We start from the raw sequence: 19,638 nt of genomic DNA on the forward strand, positions 1-19,638 counted from the left end.
TTAGCGGAGAGACAGGGACTCGAACCCTGGCGACCCTAAGGTCGACAGATTAGCAATCTGCTGCATTACCACTCTGCCATCTCTCCTTTCGTTGTCAGACTAAAAGCCTGCACTGAAATTGCGAGTGCAAATTTAAGACTAGAAAAAGGATTACACAAGACTTTTTTCATTTTTTTTGAAAATATTTTTTCCTACTCAGGATATTCTACTCTTAAATGATAAATATTCATGAGTTTTTTCTTGATAACCTTCTTTATCATTTCTATTTCTCGAAAGGTAATATCCGAATTTAAAAACTGATTATCAGCCATTTGCTTACTAATGATTTTATCAATCAAATTACTAACAGACAAAGCTGTAGGTTTTGTTAAACTTTTAGAAGCTGCTTCAGAAGCATCACACATCATTAAGATAGCCGTCTCTTTTGAAAAGGGTATTGGGCCTTGGTATTGGAATTTTTTAATATCTACCACAACATCTGGGTTTAATTCTTTTTCTTTCATGTAAAAATAGTAGGTAGAACTGGTTCCATGATGTGTTCTTATAAAATCTATAATTCTATCTGGTAACTTATATTTCTTAGCTAATTCTACACCTTTTATAACATGATCTGTAATAATTTTAGAACTATCTCCGGGTGATAAATCATTATGAGGATTTACACCTGTAGACTGATTCTCTGTAAAATACATTGGATTTAACATTTTACCAATATCATGATACAATGCACCTGTTCTTATCAGCATAGAATTTGCTCCAATTTCATTGGCTGCAGCTTCGGCTAAATTAGCCACTTGCATTGAGTGTTGAAATGTACCGGGTGCTTTTTCATTTAACTCTCTTAAAAGCTTTGTATTGGTATTAGAAAGTTCTAACAAGGTAACGTCAGAGACCAAACCGAATACTTTTTCATACATATATATTAAAATGATCGATAAAAAAGACAACAACCCGTTTGCTGCAAAAAGCAAAAAGTATTGTCCGTTTATTTGAGATGCATTTCCTTCTCTAATTATAGAAAAAGCAAAGTAGGTAAGCATATAAATTAATGTAATCTGAGCAACTGAAATAAATAAATTTGCTCTCTTATACAATTCAGAAACAGTAAGTATGGTTACCATACCCGCAATAATATGTAAATATATAAACTCGAAACTATTAGGCACAATATACCCTAAAAGTAACACGGTTAAAACATGGGTAAATAAACCTAAACGGGCATCAAAAAAAGCTTTTAAAACTATTGGAAGCACACTTAAAGGAACAACATATAAATAATCTGCATTGTACTTAATAACCAATGTTTGTATAAAAATCATTGAAAAAACATTAAAAAAGATAAAAGTAACTTTGTTATTGTTATGATATATTTCTATTCTATACTTATACAAAAATAATAAAAGCATAAATAAAGCAAGTGAAACTAAGATGGTATATCCCAGAATAATCCAATTATAATTTGAGTCGGTCCAAACTTTAGACTCAGATTCACTTTTTAAAGAATTTAAGATGGCTAGTTTTTTCCCTTCAACAACATCTCCTTTTAATATAATTAACTTTCCAGATTCAACTTTTCCCTTGGTATAAGAAATGTTTTTTATGGAGTTATCTATTACTTTTTCTGTATATAAATTATCAAAAGAAACATTAGGTTTAATAATTTCTGATAACAAATCTAATAATACTTTTTTACCATAAAAAGATTTTTCCTTTTCTAAATTACTTCTAATAATCTCTAATACTTCCCTAGAGGTTAAAAGGTTTTTAAATAAGATATCTTCTACCTCATTTCCTTTTCTAATGGCAACTATTTCATTTTTATTAGAAACCCTATCTTGGCTTGCTACATCTAAGAAACCTTTTCTGTAAACATTATCAATTACTTTTTGACCAATTTCTGATAACCTTTTAACCTCATCTACATTTAATGAGTCAGATTCCTTTATAAGAGATATTCTTCTTTTATAATTTAACTTTACATTATTTTCTACATCAAAATCATATAAAAAATACATTTTTGAATTTACAGTAATCTCCTTTTTCTCGTTCGTAATTTCTTCTTCGGTTTTCTGAATAGCAAAATCAAAAGGGGCATATAAATTATCATATTTCCAAAGTTGCCCATTATTAAAATCATATTTAAATTGCCCCCCTTTTGGAAACAAATAAACAATTGCAATTGTGGCAACTAAAAACAATATTACCTTATAAATAATGGCGTTGTTTTGGTACAGTTTATTAACTATATTACTCATAGATTTTATCTTCTTACTACAAACTTACCATAAAAAAGTCACGCTCAAAAATTCAAGTTGATTAATAAAACTAAAATTGATTAAAAATAGTTAATTTAGCGCGACAAATCTTACTCACAGTAAATACTATATTTATGAAAGAAGTCGTAATTGTATCTGTAGCCAGAACTCCTATTGGAAGTTTCATGGGAAGTTTATCTACCATTCCTGCCCCTAAATTAGGTGCAATCGCTATAAAAGGAGCATTAGAAAAAATAAGCTTAAACCCCAATTTGGTTGAAGAGGTTTTCATGGGAAATGTAGTTTCTGCAGGTTTAGGTCAGGCTCCGGCAAGACAAGCAGCCATTTTTGCAGGAATTCCTAATACAGTACCATGTACCACAGTAAACAAAGTATGTGCTTCTGGCATGAAATCTATTATGCTAGCAGCTCAAACAATCGCTTTAGGTGATGCGTCTATCGTTGTTGCAGGTGGTATGGAAAACATGAGTTCTATTCCTCATTATCAACATGCAAGGAAAGGCTCTAAATTTGGACCAATAACCATGGAAGATGGTTTACAAAAAGATGGTTTGGTTGATGCTTATAATCATATACCTATGGGTATTTGTGCAGATACTTGTGCTACTGAATATGGTTTTTCTAGAGAAGATCAAGATGCATTTGCAATACAATCTTATAATAGATCTGCAAAAGCATGGAGTGATGGAAAATATGCTGATGAAATTGTACCTGTTGAAATTCCTCAAAGACGTGGAGAACCTATTATCTTTTCTGAAGACGAAGAATACAAGAATGTAAGAATGGATAAAATTCCTACACTAAGACCTGCGTTTACAAAAGACGGAACAGTTACCGCTGCAAATGCCTCTACAATTAATGATGGTGGTGCTGCATTGGTTTTAATGTCTGCTGAAAAAGCGAAAGAATTAAACATTACACCTATTGCAAAAATAAGAAGTTATGCAGATGCTGCTCATGAACCAGAGTGGTTTACTACAGCACCTTCTAAAGCACTCCCCAAAGCCTTTGCTAAAGCAAATATTTCTATTGATGATGTAGATTATTTTGAATTAAACGAGGCATTTTCTGTTGTTGGATTAGCTAATATGAAGATTTTAGGCATCTCAAATGATAAAGTAAATGTAAATGGTGGTGCTGTTTCTTTAGGGCATCCGTTAGGGGTTTCTGGAGCAAGAATAGTAATTGCTTTAACTTCTATCTTAAAACAAAATAATGCTAAAATTGGAGCTGCTGCAATCTGTAATGGTGGCGGTGGAGCAAGTGCATTTATTATAGAAAGAATTTAATAAAATATTTTATTTAAAACTTACCACTCAAAACTCACAACTTGTTATACGGCATTTGTAACTTAAGCATTGTTCCTTTAAGAGCAGAAGAATCAGACCAATCAGAAATGACTAGTCAGATTTTATTTGGTGAAACTTTTAAAGTGATAGAAAAACAAAAAGAATGGAGTAAAATTCGTTTGACTTTTGATAACTATGAAGGCTTTATAGACAATAAGCAATACCTAGAAATTACAGAAGGTTTCTATTTTAAATTAAAAACTGAAAAACAGTATTTTTCAGGAGAAATGATAGATTTTATTACCAATAGCAAAAATGAATTAACCACAATTCCTTTAGGTGCAAATTTACCTTTTTACAATGCTGGTAAACTTCAAATAAACTCAGATTTATATATATATGAAGGAGCTGTTTTATCTGAAGAAAAATCTAAAAAAAACATTGCACAAACTGCTTTCAATTATTTAAATTCTCCATTTTTATGGGGAGGAAAAACGCCTTTTGGAATTGATTGTTCGGGTTTTACACAAATGGTTTATAAACTTTGTGGACACAAACTTTTAAGAGATGCAAAACAGCAAGCTACCCAAGGTGACGTTTTAAGTTTTATTGAAGAAAGTGAAGCTGGTGATTTAGCTTTTTTTGACAATGAAGAAGGAGAAATTATACATGTAGGTATTATTTTAAGTGATTACCATATTATACATGCTCATGGTAAAGTAAGAATAGATACTTTAGACCATAGTGGTATTTTTAATGCAGAACTTCAAAAACACACGCACAAATTAAGAATTATAAAAAAAATGATATAATTTTTTTATAAAAATTTAATATAAAAAAAACCGAAACTAAAATTAGTTCCGGTTTTTTTTATCCTTAAAAGTCTTAACTATTGACCTTTCATTTCCTTGTAAATTGGTCTTAAAGCATCTGCTTCAGAAGTCATTTCTAAAGTATCGTAAATATTTAACAATGTGCTTACGGTACCTTCTGTTCTACTAAGATTATCTGCTTTTATAATATAAGGTAAAGCTTCCTTACAGATCACTTTTAACTCACCTTCTAATTCTGTGTATTTTTTTTCGTTCGATAAATTTTCATTCATCTCATTAATAACATCAATTCTTTTATTTAAAACAGTAACACCTAAATTTAAATAAGCATCTCCATATTCTGGATTCAATTCTATAGCCTTTTTATAAAAACCAATAGCCTCTTCAATATGTTTTTCTTGAGCACTAACAACACCTAAATTAAAAAACAAGGTAGGATTTGTAGGATCCATTTTTACAGCCTCCTTCATTAATTCTCCAAACTTATCCATTTTTTCTAGCTGAATATACATTTGCGCCTGATTTAATAGTAAATTTAAATCCTTAGGATTTGCTTTTCTAGCTTCTTCTAAAGCTGCAACAGCTAATTCTGGTTTTCCTTGGTTTACATATATATAACCAATGTTTTTAATAATTTCTGCTTGTTTAGATTCAGTTGTTTTATTACTAGGTTTTATGTATTTACCAAACTTAACCATAGCATCTCTATTTGCTTTGGTACCTAAATTTTCTTCTTTACCTGTTTCTTTATTTACGGCAATATACTGTGTAGCAATACCTGTATAATTAACATCCTGTAACTCTTTATAATATTTTAAAGCACCATCATAATCTTTAGCCAAAGAAGAACTTAAAGCTGCATTGTATAAAAACGAAGTATCAGTAGGACTTAATACATATGTTAAATAAAAATTATTAGTTGCTTTTGCATAGTCCTTATTATTATAAAAATCAATTGCTTTTTTAGAAGTAAACTGTACTAACTCTGACAATTTAGGCTGTGCTTCTTTAGTATACTTAGGTTTACCTATTTCTTTTTCATAAGAAATTAATTTATTATATGCTTCAGCAGCTTTTTTAACATCAGATTTTCCAATAGCAGTTCCTTTTAAAAAGTAATATTTTGCTTTGTATTTTGGATCCATTGAATCTTCTGTAGCTTTTAATCCAGCTAATGCTGCTTTCGCCTCTTTAAACTGCCCTTTTTTAATTGCCTTTTCCGCAGCTTTTATTTCGTCTTTTTGCGCATAAGAAGCTATTGATAATAAGCCAACCGTTAACGCTAATATTTGATTTTTCATCTTACTAATTATTAATTTATTGTTATTCTTGATTTTCATTTGAATCATTTTCAATTTCCGTGCCATTCTCTGTTTCACCTTCAACTTCTTCTTCTACCTCTTCTTCATGGACAACTTTTGCAACAGCGGCAATACTATCTGAATCTTTAATATTTATTAAACGAACACCTTGTGTTGCACGCCCCATAACTCTTAAATCTTCTACAGCCATTCTAATTGTTAATCCAGATTTATTAATAATCATTAAATCATTAGAATCATCTACATTTTTAATAGCGACTAAATTACCCGTTTTTTCAGAAATATTTAAAGTTTTCACCCCTTTACCTCCACGATTTGTAACACGATAATCTTCTAATTTAGAACGTTTACCGTATCCTTTTTCAGATACAACAAGTATATTACTTTCCATATCATTTACAGCAACCATACCAATTACCTCATCATTTTCATGTTGTAAAGTAATTCCTCTAACACCAGAAGCAGTTCTTCCCATTGGTCGGGTTTTAGCTTCTTCGAAACGGATAGATTTACCAGACGCTAAAGCCAACATAACCTGACTGTCTCCAGTAGTTAACTTCGCCTCTAATAACTCATCTCCTTCTTTAATAGTAATTGCATTAATACCATTAGTTCTTGGTCTAGAATATTGCTCTAAAGAAGTCTTTTTAACCTGACCTTTTTTAGTTGCCATAATAACATAATGGCTATTTACATAGTCTTCATCCTTTAAGTCTTCTGTTACCAAGAAAGCTTTTACACTATCATCTTGCTCTATATTAATAAGGTTTTGCATTGCTCTACCTTTGGTATTCTTACCTCCTTCTGGAATTTCATATACGCGCATCCAGAATACTTTTCCTTTCTGCGTAAAGAACATCATATATTGGTGATTTGTACCTACAAATAAATGCTCTAAGAAATCTTCATTTCTGGTAGTTGCTCCTTTTTGACCTCTACCTCCTCTATTCTGAACTTTATACTCTTCTAAGTTTGTACGCTTTAAATATCCTGCATTAGAAATGGTAACCACCACCTTTGTATCCGGAATCATATCTTCAATACGCATATCTCCACCCGCATATTCTATTACAGATCTACGTTCATCACCATATTTATCTCTAATTAGGGATAATTCTTCTTTTATAATATCGTAACGTCTTGGTTCGTTTGCTAAAATATCTTTTAAATCAGTTATCGTTAACATAATTTCATCAAACTCAGCACGTAATTTATCTTGTTCTAGTCCTGTTAATTGACGCAAACGCATTTCTACAATTGCTTTTGCTTGAATTTCTGACAACTCAAAACGCTCAATTAAACTCTCTCTAGCTTCATCTGCATTATTAGAAGCTCTAATAATTTTAATTACTTCATCTATATTATCAGATGCAATAATTAATCCTTCTAAGATATGTGCTCTTGCCTCTGCTTTTCTTAGTAAAAATTCTGTTCTACGAACAATAACTTCATGTCTATGTTCAACAAAATAATGAATTAATTGTTTTAAGTTTAATTGCTCTGGTCTTCCTTTTACCAATGCAATATTATTTACACTAAAAGAAGTTTGTAATTGTGTGTATTTAAATAATTTATTTAATACGATATTAGGAATAGCATCACGTTTTAAAATATACACAATACGCATTCCGTTTCTATCAGACTCATCACGAATATTGGCAATTCCAGATATTTTTTTATCATTTACCAAATCAGCAGTTTTTTTAATCATGTCTGCTTTATTCACTTGGTAAGGGATCTCTGTAACAATAATACACTCACGTCCTTTAACCTCTTCAATAACAGCTTTAGCACGCATTACAATACGTCCACGACCAGTATGAAAAGCCTCTCTAACACCATCATAACCATAAATAATTCCTCCTGTAGGAAAATCTGGTGCCGTAATATGCTGCATTAATTCATCTATCTCAATATCTCTATTATCAATATATGCCATGGTACCGTTTATAACTTCCGTTATATTATGAGGCGCCATATTTGTAGCCATACCTACCGCAATACCAGATGCTCCGTTTACCAATAAATTGGGAATACGAGTTGGTAAAACAGTTGGTTCTTGCAAAGTATCATCAAAATTTAAACGATGATCTACTGTTTCTTTTTCAATATCAGCCAACATGTCTTCTGATATTTTTTGCATTCTAACCTCAGTATAACGCATTGCTGCTGGCGAATCTCCATCTACAGAACCAAAGTTCCCTTGACCGTCAACCATCATATAACGTACACTCCAGTTCTGCGCCATACGCACCATAGAATCGTACACAGAAGTATCTCCGTGTGGGTGATACTTACCTAAAACTTCCCCAACAATTCTTGCGGACTTTTTATACGAACCTGTAGCTTTAATTCCTAACTCATGCATACCAAACAAAACCCTTCTATGAACTGGCTTTAAACCATCTCTTACATCTGGTAATGCTCTTGAAACAATTACTGACATCGAGTAATCGATGTACGCAGCTTTCATCTGCTCTTCAATGTTAATCGGAATTAACTTTTCTCCGTCTGCCATATTTATATTTGATTAATTTTACGTCATTTTTTTAAAACAAGGCAAGTTACTATTTTTCCTTGTTTTTACAAAGGTTTTAATACTTGTAATTGAGTAGAGTTATCAACATTTTTTCATAATTTTTAACATTAATTTATTTGCTTGATTTACAAGAGTTTTCTACCTTGGTATCATAGTCAAACTGTCAGTATTTTACCATTGGCACCTTTTTTGTAATTATCTATAAAAAAAAAGGACTAAATTTACAACACATCAATTATAGACAGAAAGAAATATGGACGAAAATTTTTCACCAAAGGTCAGAGATGTAATTACTTTCAGTAAAGAAGAAGCGCTACGTTTAGGGCAAGAATTTATTGGAACGGAACATCTTTTACTCGGTTTATTAAGAAAAGGCGAAGGAAAAGCAATAGATATATTAACAGCATTTGATGTTGATTTAATTTTATTGCGTAAAAAACTAGAGCAATTAAACCCTGCAAACCCTACTTTTTTAGAAAGTACAGATAAGCCAAACTTACGACTAACAAGACAAGCTGAAAAGGCTTTAAAAACAACTTTTTTAGAGGCAAAATTATATCAAAGTGAAGCAATCGATACTGCTCATTTATTATTATGTATCTTAAGAAATGAGAATGACCCTGCCACCAAATTAATTCATAAATTTCATGTAAATTATGATGAAGCTAAAACGCTTTACAAACAATTACATGTAGATGATACTGAGGCAGACCTTCCTATTAGCCCAATTGCAGAAACTCCTTCAGATGACGAGTATGCTTCCGATAAATCTAACCCATTTGACCAACCTCAAAAGGGAAAAACTGTAAAAAAATCGAAGACTCCGGTATTAGATAATTTTGGTAGAGATTTAACCGATTTAGCAGAAAAAGGAAAATTAGACCCTGTTGTTGGTAGACAAAAAGAAATAGAAAGAGTCTCTCAAATTTTAAGTCGAAGAAAGAAAAACAATCCAATGTTAATTGGAGAACCTGGTGTTGGTAAATCTGCCATTGCAGAAGGTTTAGCTTTGCGAATTATTGAAAGAAAAGTTTCAAGAATTTTATTTGACAAACGTATTGTTTCTTTAGATTTAGCAAGCTTAGTTGCGGGTACAAAATACCGTGGTCAGTTTGAAGAACGTATGAAAGCCTTAATGAATGAGCTTGAAAAAAATGATGATATCATTCTTTTTATAGATGAAATTCACACCATTGTTGGTGCTGGTGGAGCAACAGGTTCTTTAGATGCTTCTAACATGTTAAAACCTGCTTTAGCAAGAGGAGAAATACAATGTATTGGTGCAACTACATTGGATGAATTTAGAACAAATATCGAAAAAGATGGCGCGTTAGAGCGTCGTTTTCAAAAGGTAATTGTAGATCCGACTTCTGTTGAAGAAACCATACAGATTTTACAAAACATAAAAAATAAATACGAAGAACATCATCATGTAAATTATACAGATGCTGCTATAGAAGCTTGTGTAAAATTAACAAACAGATACATGACCGATAGATACCTACCAGACAAAGCTATTGATGCTTTAGATGAAGCGGGTTCTAGAATTCATATTACTAATATTGTGGTTCCGCAACAAGTTTTAGAATTAGAATCGCAATTAGAAATTATTAGAGAACAGAAAACCAAAGCAGTAAACGGACAGAAATACGAAGAGGCTGCTAAGTTGCGAGATGATGAAAAAAACATGGAAGCTGCTTTAAATTCTGCTCAAAACCAATGGGAAGAAGATTCTAAATTAAATAGAGAAATTGTAACCGAAGATAATGTTGCTGAAGTAGTTTCTATGATGACAGGAATCCCTGTTAACAGAGTTGCAGAAGCAGAAACAAGTAGATTACATGAATTACCAGACTTAATAAAAGGAAAAGTAATTGGACAAAATGAAGCGGTTACTAAAGTAGTAAAAGCCATTCAGCGTAATAGAGTTGGATTAAAAGACCCGAACAAACCAATTGGATCTTTTATTTTCTTAGGACAAACGGGTGTTGGAAAAACGCAATTGGCTAAAGTTTTAGCTCGTGAGTTATTCGATTCTGACGATTCTTTAATTAGAATTGACATGAGTGAATACATGGAAAAATTTGCTATTTCTCGTTTAATTGGAGCTCCTCCAGGTTATGTTGGTTATGAAGAAGGTGGACAGTTAACTGAAAAAGTTAGAAGAAAACCGTATTCTGTAGTCTTGTTAGATGAAATAGAAAAAGCGCATCCAGATGTGTTTAATATGTTATTACAAATATTAGATGATGGACATATTACAGATAGTTTAGGACGTAAAATAGATTTTAGAAACACCATAATTATTATGACTTCTAATATTGGTGCACGTCAATTAAAAGACTTTGGTGGCGGTGTAGGTTTCGGTACCTCTTCTAAAACTGCACAAGCAGATGAACATGCTAAATCTGTACTAGAAGGTGCTTTAAAGAAATCTTTTGCTCCGGAGTTTTTAAACAGAATAGATGATGTAATTGTATTTAACGCTTTAGAAAGAAATGATATTCATAAAATTATAGATATAGAATTAGACAAACTATTACATAGAATTTCTGATTTAGGCTATACTTTAAACTTAAGCGAAAAAGCAAAAGATTACATAGCAGACAAAGGTTTTGACAAAAAGTATGGTGCAAGACCACTTAAAAGAGCCATACAGAAATACATTGAAGATGCGTTAGCAGAAGAAATTGTAAATTCTAAACTCTACGAAGGTGATACCATACATATGGATTTGGATGAAAAAGAAAACAAACTCACCATTACCATTGAAAAAGGCGAAAAGAAGCCCGAAACAAGAACAGAAACTGAATCTTAAAATTAAAAAAGTCCCAAACGAAAGTTTGGGATTTTTTTTATAAAACTACAAATCCTGCACGATTGCCTATTAATTCAAATACCTTAACTTTGCCAAATTCTAATTAAAGACTTTTTATAAAAGTATACAATAACAGATTAAATTTTAAAACTAAATGAAACTCCCCCCTCTTCTTTTATTTTTATTAATAGTAAGTTGTACCTCTTTAAAAAAGAGCACAACTAATAGCTCTACAGAAGAAACAACTACTAAAGTTGCTTCTAAAATTATTTTCTTAAATTATAAAATTTCTAAAGACTCTGATACAAACACAGATTTTACTTTAATTAATAAAATAATTACTGATGGACACCTTAAAAAGAGACGGAAAACAGCAACAAGCCGTAACCCAGGAGATTTAATATGCCTTCAACAAGATATTAATTCAAAAATTATTGACAGTATTTATATAAAGAATCCATTACTAAAAAATGTTGAATTTGCAGATCCTTCAGGTGAACTAGGTCGAAAAACAATTGAATTAAATAGCACAACCATATCTGTTAGAATGGATTTAAATCCTCAAACAAAATTTATAACACTTAAATTGACAAATAACACAAATAACAGCCTTTTAAAAACACAATTATGAAAAAAATAGTACTCTTAACTCTTCTGTTTTTATCGACATTTGTTAACGCACAAACTTTTGATATAGAAACAATTTTTCAATCAGGTCCTAATGATAGTCGAATTAATGTAGTTATTTTATCTGATGGCTACCAAAGTAATGAATTAGGCCAATTTGTAACAGATGCTACCAATTTTTCGAATGCTTTGTTTGCAGAAACACCTTATAAAGAATATAAAAACTATTTTAATGTTCATGCTATAAAAGTACCTTCTAATGAAAGTGGAGCAAACCACCCTGGTACAGGTACCAATGTTTCAGAACCAGCACACCCTATAAAAAGTGTAGATAATTATTTTGGTTCTACTTTTGATGCTTTTGGAAATCACAGATTACTTGTATCTAATAATGCTACCGTTTTTAACGTTTTAGCAAACAACTTTCCTAGTTACGACATTGTTTTAGTACTAGTGAACAGTCCGTATTATGGTGGTAGTGGTGGTGAAATTGCGGTAGCATCTCTTGATGTAAATTCGAATCAAATTGCTATACATGAATTAGGACACTCTTTTGTTAAACTTCTTGACGAGTATTATGCAACTGATGATTATTTGTTAGAAGGCATTAATACAACACAGGAAACAGACCCTACAAAAATTAAATGGACAAACTGGATAAACAAAAACGGAGTTGGTATATACCCGTATGGAGAAACCGGAACGGCTGCAAGTTGGTATAGACCACACCAAAACTGTAAAATGCGTCGCTTAAACCAACCTTTATGTTCAGTTTGTACAGAGGCTACAATAGAACAGATACATTCTATGACCTCGCCAATAGATACTTATTCTCCACAAAATACGGGTCCTATAGATTTATCTACACCTATAGATTTTACAATAAACACGATTAATCCATTACCAAACACCTTAGCTATATCATGGACTTTAAACGGAACGGTTGTAAATAGTGAAGACTATACGGTCTCTATTTCAAAAGAAGATTTAGTGAGTGGAAACAATCAACTACTAGCAACTATTGAAGATAAGTCTGCATTACTTAAAGTTGACAATCACGAAACCATACATTTTGCCACAACTCTTTGGAACATAAATTCTAGTACCTTAAGTATCGATGATATTTCCACAAATAGTTTTGACATAAAACTATTCCCAAACCCTACTCAGGATATTTTATATTTTGATATAACAAACAATAATGAAAACTATAATGTGTTTATTAGTGCTATTTCTGGAAAGCAATTGATTCAGAAAAAAATTAATAACATAAGCGGAAATCAAAATATTAGAATAGGCGCACTACCTTCGGGAGTCTATTTTATCAATTTTACATTTGAAAACGGATTAAAAATCTCTAAGAAAATAATTAAAGAATAAAAACAATCCTTTTTTAAAACCTCAAATTAGTTTCAAAAAATCTCAAAATATACATTTTGAGGTTTTTTTTTGATTCGACCTTTTCTTCTTATTAATAAAGCCACATCCTTTTTAACTTCTTATATATTTTAAAAAAAACTAACTTAGCAACTGAATATCTATATCATCAATCAGTATTTAAAATAATGGAGAATATAAAATACTACACACTATTAAAGAAATCTAACAAAACGCTTGTCGATTTATTAGCTGATGAATCAGATTTTTCTGAGATTCCTAACACTTGGCATGTAGTAGTTGTTGATGTTAAAAACTCTACCAAAGCTGTTGACGAAGGCAAACATCATCAGATAAACTTAACAGCAACAGGTGCAATAATTTCTGTTTTAAACACCATTAGAAAAGAAAAACAGCATATTGAAATTCCGTATTTTTTTGGTGGCGATGGTGCTACTTTTATTATTCCGAACTTGCTTCTTAAGAAAATTACAGTAGTATTAGAAAATTACAGTCTTCATATTAAAAGAAATATAAATTTAACTCTTAGAGTCGGACATATTCCTGTTCAGGATTTAAACACTCAAAAAACAGTTTTAAAAATAGTAAAACATCAACTTACAGATCAATTAGCAATTCCTATTATTTTAGGAAATGGACTAAAAAAAGCCGAAGCAATTATTAAAAGTACTTTTACAGAAATAGAAGATATTAACTTTAAAAAAGACCTTTTAAACTTAGAAGGGATGGAATGTAGATGGAAAGAAATTAATCCTGCACAGACAAAAAAGAAAGTTGTATGTTTATTATTAGATGCTGTAAACGAAAAAGATCAAAGAATTATTTATAGAGACATTCTTACTAAAATGGATACTATTTTTGGAACTTTTAATAGCAGACAACCCATAAAAACTAAAAGTTTAAAATTAAATTTTAGTATTTCTAAAATATGGGAAGAAATGAAAGTTACGCTCGCCAATAAAAACCTGACATATCTATTTAAAAATTGGCTTAAAACACTTGTTGGAAAATGGTATTTTAGTATGTCTGAAAATGGAAAACAATATTTAAACCAAGTAAGTCAATTATCGCACACTTTTATGCTAGACGGCATGATTAATACAATATTTACAGCAGAGCAACCTAAAATAGATCTTTTTACAGCCTATTTAAATCAACTAGAAAAAGAAAAAAAAGTTATTTATGGCCTACATGTAACGCACGCTTCTGTAATGTCTTGTTATGTATTAGATAGAAAAACAAAACATGCTCACTTTGTAGACGGTACAGAAGGTGGTTATACCTCTGCAGCAAAAATGTTTAAAGTAAAAATGAAAGCATTAAATTAGTTTTATACTTTGAATTTTATCAAAAACTAAAACAAATGTTTTTACATGTTGATTTTATCAAATCAAAAAACTAACTTTACTTTTTACTTATAATTATAGAATAAAAGGTTGACTAAAGACCTTACCGTTCTAATCAATTTTAAATCGAAAAACAATGTCACAAAATAATATGAATATAGCAGTACTTATAGACGGAGACAATATACCTTCTGCTCACGTTAAAGAAATGATGGAGGAAATTGCGAAGTATGGTAACCCCACCATTAAAAGAATTTATGGAGATTGGACGAGTCCACATTTGTCTAAATGGAAAAATTTATTACTCCAAAACGCCATTACTCCCATTCAACAATACGCGTATACCACAGGTAAAAATGCTACAGATTCTGCCATGATTATTGATGCCATGGACATTTTATATTCAGAAAAAGTAAATGGGTTTTGCTTAGTTTCTAGCGATAGTGATTTCACCAAACTTGCTACTAGATTAAGGGAAGCAGGACAGCAAGTTATTGGTATTGGAGAGAAAAAAACACCAACCCCTTTTATTGTAGCTTGTGATAAATTTATTTATATAGAAATTATTAGAAAGCAAACGGAAAAGAAAGAAAGTATTAGTACTAAAGACAATGAAAAAGATAATGTTGATAAAATAACTTCAAAAGTGATCAAGTTAATTTCTACAACTATAAATGATTTATCTGATGAAGAAGGTTGGGCATTTCTTGGAGATGTAGGTAGTTTACTTCAGAAAAAACAACCTAATTTTGATTCAAGAAATTATGGTTTTGATAAATTAACTCCACTAATTAAATCAATTGGTAAATTTGAATTAGATCAAAGAGAAAACTCAAAAAGTAGGTATAAATTGATTTTTGTAAAGAATAAATAATACCATAGTTTTACCCAAATAATTAATTTACAAAGCAGCAATTTGCCTTCTGTATATGCTATTAATTTTAACTATTTTTATTTATGTATATGTTATATATTTGACCTTAAATTTAAGAATAAATAAAATGAAAAAATTAACTCTTGCACTTTTTACAATGCTAGTAATTGCCTCTTGTACTAAAGAACATTCTAAAGAATACATTTCTTTATCGGGTAAACTAGAAAACAACACAGATTCTATCATAACCATTTCTGGGAGAACAGGTGTTGTTAAAACAATTTCTATAAATAAAGATGGTTCTTTTAAAGACTCTTTAAAAGTACCTAGAGTAGATGTTTATACATTTGAAACAAGTAGAGAAAAAAGAGCTCCATTATATTTAAAAAATGGATTTGACCTTACTATTAAAGGTGATGCAGAAAAATTTATGACAAGTTTAAAATATACTGGTGCAGGATCTTCTAACAGTAATTTTATAGCTGCTCAGATAGAAAAAAGCCAGGAAATTGGAAACCCTGCGGATATTTTTGCTTTAGACCAAGAAGCTTTTGATGCTAAAATGAGTTCATTAAAAAAAGATTTTGATGGTATTTTATCTTCTTATGATGATTTAGATAGTTCTTTAGTAGATATGGCTTCTAAACAAAATACACAAATGTTTGAATATTTTGAAAAAACGTACATATCTAATAAAGGTATGGCCAAAGGAAAAGCTTCTCCTAAATTTGAAAACTATGTAGATGTTAAAGGAGGTAAAAAATCTTTAGATTCTTTTAAAGGAAAATATGTATATATAGATGTTTGGGCTACTTGGTGTGGACCTTGTATTAGAGAAATTCCTTCTTTAAAAAGTATTGAAAAAGAATTCCATAATAAAAACATAGAATTTGTAAGTATTTCTACTGACGAATCTAGAAGAAGTGGTGGTACTTGGGAAGCTGCAGAGAAAAAATGGAGAGATTTTGTAAAAGAAAACAAATTAGGAGGTGTACAACTTTGGGCAGGACAAGACTTTAGTTTTCAACAAGAATATCAAATATCTGGTATACCAAGATTTATTTTAATAGATCCACAAGGTAATATTGTTGATGCAAATGCACCAAGACCTTCAGATCCTAGACTTAAAACTTTATTAGAATCTTTAGGTATTTAATAAAATAGTAAGCATAAAAAAAAAGCGAAATCTACATGTAGATTTCGCTTTTTTTTATGACTTTATAATTAGGGATTACTCTTTGTAAACCCCCATTGTAGCATATTTATCCATTCTTTGAGAAACTAAATCTACCTTGGTTAAGTCTTTCAATTCACCAAAAGCAGCAAGAATTTGTTCTTCTACAGCCTTAAAAGCTCCTGCTCTATCGGTATGTGCACCACCAACTGGTTCTTGTATAATTCCGTCAATTAACTTTAACCTCTTCATATCTGTACCTGTTAACTTTAAGGCAGCAGCAGCTTGTTCTTTATACTCCCAACTTCTCCATAAAATAGATGAACAAGATTCTGGAGAAATAACAGTATACCATGTATTTTCCATCATATACACTCTATCTCCTACTCCAATACCTACAGCTCCACCAGAAGCTCCTTCACCAATAACTACTGTAATAATTGGTGTTTTTAAACGTGTCATTTCAAGAATATTTCTAGCAATTGCTTCTCCCTGTCCTCGTTCTTCTGCTTCTAAACCAGGATAAGCTCCAGGTGTGTCTAACAAAGTAACCACAGGAATACCAAATTTTTCTGCCATTTTCATTAAACGCAACGCTTTTCTATAGCCTTCAGGATTCGCCATTCCAAAATTTCTGTATTGACGCGTTTTTGTATTGTATCCTTTTTGTTGACCAATAAACATAAACGATTGATCGCCAATTTTACCTAAACCACCTATCATGGCTTTATCATCTTTTACATTTCTGTCTCCATGGAGCTCCATAAAAGTATCTCCACAAAGGGCTTTAATATAATCTAAAGTATAAGGTCTATTAGGATGTCTAGATAATTGAACTCTTTGCCAAGGCGTTAAGTTTTTATAAATATCTTTCTTAGCTTTATCTAATTTTTTTTCGATTTTCTTACAAGTAGCACTTACATCTACATCACTTTCTTTACCAATTATTTGGCATTTATCTAGTTGATCTAAAAGCTCTTTAATAGGCATTTCAAAATCTAAATATTCCATATTGTAATTATTTGATTTTAGTTGTTTGGATAGACAAACATACTATAAAATTAATTGTTTTTTTTAAAAGAAGTTACTTTTTTCTAACAGCCTTAGCTTTAAGCTTATTTCTTATCACCGTTTTATTCTTTATAATTCCGTTTAATAAAACCACAAACAAAACTATAAATGCTCCAAAATAAAATTCTGGATTCATTTTTTCTTTATCACCAAAAATAAATAACGCCAAAATAATTGCATAAACAGGCTCTAAATTAATGGTTAGCATTACGGTATAGGGCGATATATATTTCATTACCTTAACCGAGGCTATAAAGGCATACGCTGTACAAATACTACTTAAAATAAAGAGATATATCCAATCTGATGTTGGAATCACAAAAAAGGATACCGAAAACCTGTTTGTAATTAAAAGATAAACAGATATAAAAAGCACACCAAAAGTTAATTGATATAATGATATTGTATCTGCTTCATATTTTTTAATAAAGAGACCATTAAAAACAGAAAACAATGCGCTTAAAAAAGACGATATTAAGGCATAAATAATTCCTAATTGATATTGACTTTCAAAATTAAAGATAATGTAAAGTCCTAAAATAACAATTAAGCCCAATACCATTTCTAAAGGATTAATTCTTCTTTTAAAGAAAACAGGCTCTATTAAAGCTACAAAGAAAGCTCCCGTGCTCATAGTTACCAAGGCCACAGAAACATTAGAAACCTTAATAGCTTTAAAGAAAAAAATCCAATGTAGCGCAATAATAACACCTGTAACAAAAAACTTTACAATTCCTTTATTATCTACTTTAAACGATTTCTTTTTGATTATAAAATACAGCACAATAAAAAGTACCGCTAAAGACATTCTATACCAAACTAACGGAATGGCCTGTAGGCTAATTAAAGCACCTAAAATAGCAGTAAACCCCCAAATAAAAACGATGAGGTGCAGCAGTAAATAGTTCTTTAATCTATTTTCTTGCATAAAAGTAGAGGTAAATGGCTAAACAACCAAAAACTATATTTGGAAGCCAAACATATAGAAGAGAGTTTACACCCGCAACTGCACCTAAAACCTCTGCTATTTTCATTATAAAAACATATAGAAACATAATACCAATACCCAATGCTAAATTAACCCCAGTACCTCCTCTTCTTTTTCTAAAAGCTAAAGCAACGGCAATAATTGTTAAGATATAAGAAGCTATTGGCAAGCTTGTTCTTTTATAAAATTCTACCAAATAGGCATTTAAATTTTTAACACCTCGTTTTTTAGAAACATTAATAAACTTAAGCAACTCATTAGAAGGCATTTCTTGTGCCAATGCAGATTTGTATATTAAATCTTTAGGTGTAAAATTAAAAACGGTATCAATTTTAGTTCCTGAAAAAATACTATCTCTATCCTTAAAAATTTTACGCATTCTCCAGTTAGATAAAATAAAAGTAGAATCTTTTTTGCTATAGCTTATTCTATCTGAAACTAGTTTTGATTTCATTTTTATTCCATCATAAACTTCTGATGTAAAATCGTAACCAGCATTAGATTCCGTATCAAAGCTTCGTATAAAAATATAGGTACTATCTGTAAGTTGTAAACTAAATTCTTTAACGTATTTTAACTCGTGATTTCGTCTACTACTATGAACATATTCTCTTTCAAACTTCTTTCTTTCTTTACTACTGTTTGGCACTACAAAATGATTCATACCTAAAGAAACAACTGTAATTAAAGTTGCTCCTACAAAATAAGGATATAATAATCGTGTAAATGAAACTTTTGCATTTGTAATGGCAATAATTTCTGTATTGTTAGATAGCTTAGATGTAAATAAAATAACAGCTATAAATAGTGCCAAAGGCATAAAAGTATTGGCGTAATAGATGATAAAGTTTTTATAATACTCATCTACAATTTGATAAAATCCTAAATCTTTATGCTCTAAAAAATTATCTATTTTTTCAGAAATATCTATAGCAATAGCAATAGGAATCAAGATTAATAGGGTAAACAAAAAAGTTACCAAAAATCGTTTTAATATGTACCAATCTATTATTTTCACCTATTTTGTGTAATTGTGTAAATGTTTAATCGTGTAAATGTAAACTGTATAATTTTACTTTTTTT

The 19,638-nt window shown here is 30.6% G+C and carries 14 protein-coding genes and 1 tRNA gene; 8 read left to right on the forward strand and 7 right to left on the reverse strand.

Annotated features, from left to right (window positions below):
* Positions 1–4 precede the first annotated feature (4 nt).
* Positions 5–86 (reverse strand) — tRNA-Ser (locus JOP69_RS07305).
* Between the two features lie 105 nt (positions 87–191).
* The gene (locus JOP69_RS07310) at positions 192–2,255 is read right to left on the reverse strand and encodes an HD family phosphohydrolase (protein WP_203394950.1); all 2,064 of its coding nucleotides are present in this window, start codon (positions 2,253–2,255) and stop codon (positions 192–194) included.
* Between the two features lie 134 nt (positions 2,256–2,389).
* Here JOP69_RS07310 and JOP69_RS07315 point away from each other — a divergent pair, with 134 nt between their 5' ends.
* On the forward strand, positions 2,390–3,565 hold the full coding sequence (locus tag JOP69_RS07315) for an acetyl-CoA C-acyltransferase (RefSeq protein WP_203394951.1): 1,176 nt from the start codon (positions 2,390–2,392) through the stop codon (positions 3,563–3,565).
* A gap of 41 nt (positions 3,566–3,606) precedes the next feature.
* Entirely contained in the window at positions 3,607–4,377 is a 771-nt protein-coding gene (locus tag JOP69_RS07320; RefSeq protein ID WP_203394952.1) for a C40 family peptidase, read from the forward strand.
* 77 nt (positions 4,378–4,454) lie between these two features.
* Here JOP69_RS07320 and JOP69_RS07325 read toward each other — a convergent pair whose 3' ends face one another.
* Positions 4,455–5,699: a tetratricopeptide repeat protein gene (locus JOP69_RS07325; RefSeq protein WP_203394953.1), complete on the reverse strand. Its 1,245-nt coding sequence runs from the start codon at positions 5,697–5,699 to the stop codon at positions 4,455–4,457.
* A 22-nt stretch (positions 5,700–5,721) separates the two neighbouring features.
* Complete coding sequence (gyrA, locus tag JOP69_RS07330) at positions 5,722–8,238, reverse strand: DNA gyrase subunit A (RefSeq protein WP_203394954.1); 2,517 nt, start codon at positions 8,236–8,238, stop codon at positions 5,722–5,724.
* Between the two features lie 274 nt (positions 8,239–8,512).
* Between gyrA and JOP69_RS07335 the strand changes: the two genes are divergently transcribed.
* The 6 genes from JOP69_RS07335 (at position 8,513) to JOP69_RS07360 (ending at position 16,478) form a co-directional block, all read left to right on the forward strand.
* Positions 8,513–11,077, forward strand: coding sequence for an ATP-dependent Clp protease ATP-binding subunit (locus JOP69_RS07335; protein ID WP_203394955.1), 2,565 nt, complete (start codon positions 8,513–8,515; stop codon positions 11,075–11,077).
* 154 nt (positions 11,078–11,231) lie between these two features.
* Entirely contained in the window at positions 11,232–11,708 is a 477-nt protein-coding gene (locus JOP69_RS07340) for a hypothetical protein (RefSeq protein WP_203394956.1), read from the forward strand.
* Complete coding sequence (locus JOP69_RS07345; RefSeq protein ID WP_203394957.1) at positions 11,705–13,084, forward strand: M64 family metallopeptidase; 1,380 nt, start codon at positions 11,705–11,707, stop codon at positions 13,082–13,084. Before JOP69_RS07340 ends, JOP69_RS07345 begins: the two co-directional genes overlap by 4 nt.
* 185 nt (positions 13,085–13,269) lie before the next feature.
* On the forward strand, positions 13,270–14,430 hold the full coding sequence (locus JOP69_RS07350) for a DUF3095 family protein (RefSeq protein WP_203394958.1): 1,161 nt from the start codon (positions 13,270–13,272) through the stop codon (positions 14,428–14,430).
* Between the two features lie 154 nt (positions 14,431–14,584).
* On the forward strand, positions 14,585–15,322 hold the full coding sequence (locus JOP69_RS07355) for an NYN domain-containing protein (RefSeq protein WP_203394959.1): 738 nt from the start codon (positions 14,585–14,587) through the stop codon (positions 15,320–15,322).
* Positions 15,323–15,449: 127 nt separating this feature from the next.
* Entirely contained in the window at positions 15,450–16,478 is a 1,029-nt protein-coding gene (locus tag JOP69_RS07360) for a TlpA disulfide reductase family protein (protein ID WP_203394960.1), read from the forward strand.
* A 75-nt stretch (positions 16,479–16,553) separates the two neighbouring features.
* Here the strand turns inward: JOP69_RS07360 and JOP69_RS07365 are convergent, their stop codons facing one another.
* From JOP69_RS07365 to JOP69_RS07375, 3 genes are all read right to left on the reverse strand, one after another.
* Positions 16,554–17,507 (reverse strand): acetyl-CoA carboxylase carboxyltransferase subunit alpha, encoded by a 954-nt coding sequence (locus JOP69_RS07365; RefSeq protein WP_203394961.1) that lies wholly within the window; start codon positions 17,505–17,507, stop codon positions 16,554–16,556.
* A 73-nt stretch (positions 17,508–17,580) separates the two neighbouring features.
* Positions 17,581–18,495, reverse strand: coding sequence for a DMT family transporter (locus JOP69_RS07370; protein WP_203394962.1), 915 nt, complete (start codon positions 18,493–18,495; stop codon positions 17,581–17,583).
* Positions 18,482–19,573 (reverse strand): LptF/LptG family permease, encoded by a 1,092-nt coding sequence (locus tag JOP69_RS07375; RefSeq protein WP_203394963.1) that lies wholly within the window; start codon positions 19,571–19,573, stop codon positions 18,482–18,484. The genes JOP69_RS07370 and JOP69_RS07375 overlap by 14 nt, the downstream gene beginning before the upstream one ends.
* Between the last annotated feature and the right edge of the window lie 65 nt (positions 19,574–19,638).

It is taken from the genome of Polaribacter sp. Q13, assembly GCF_016858305.2.
Lineage (GTDB): Bacteria > Bacteroidota > Bacteroidia > Flavobacteriales > Flavobacteriaceae > Polaribacter.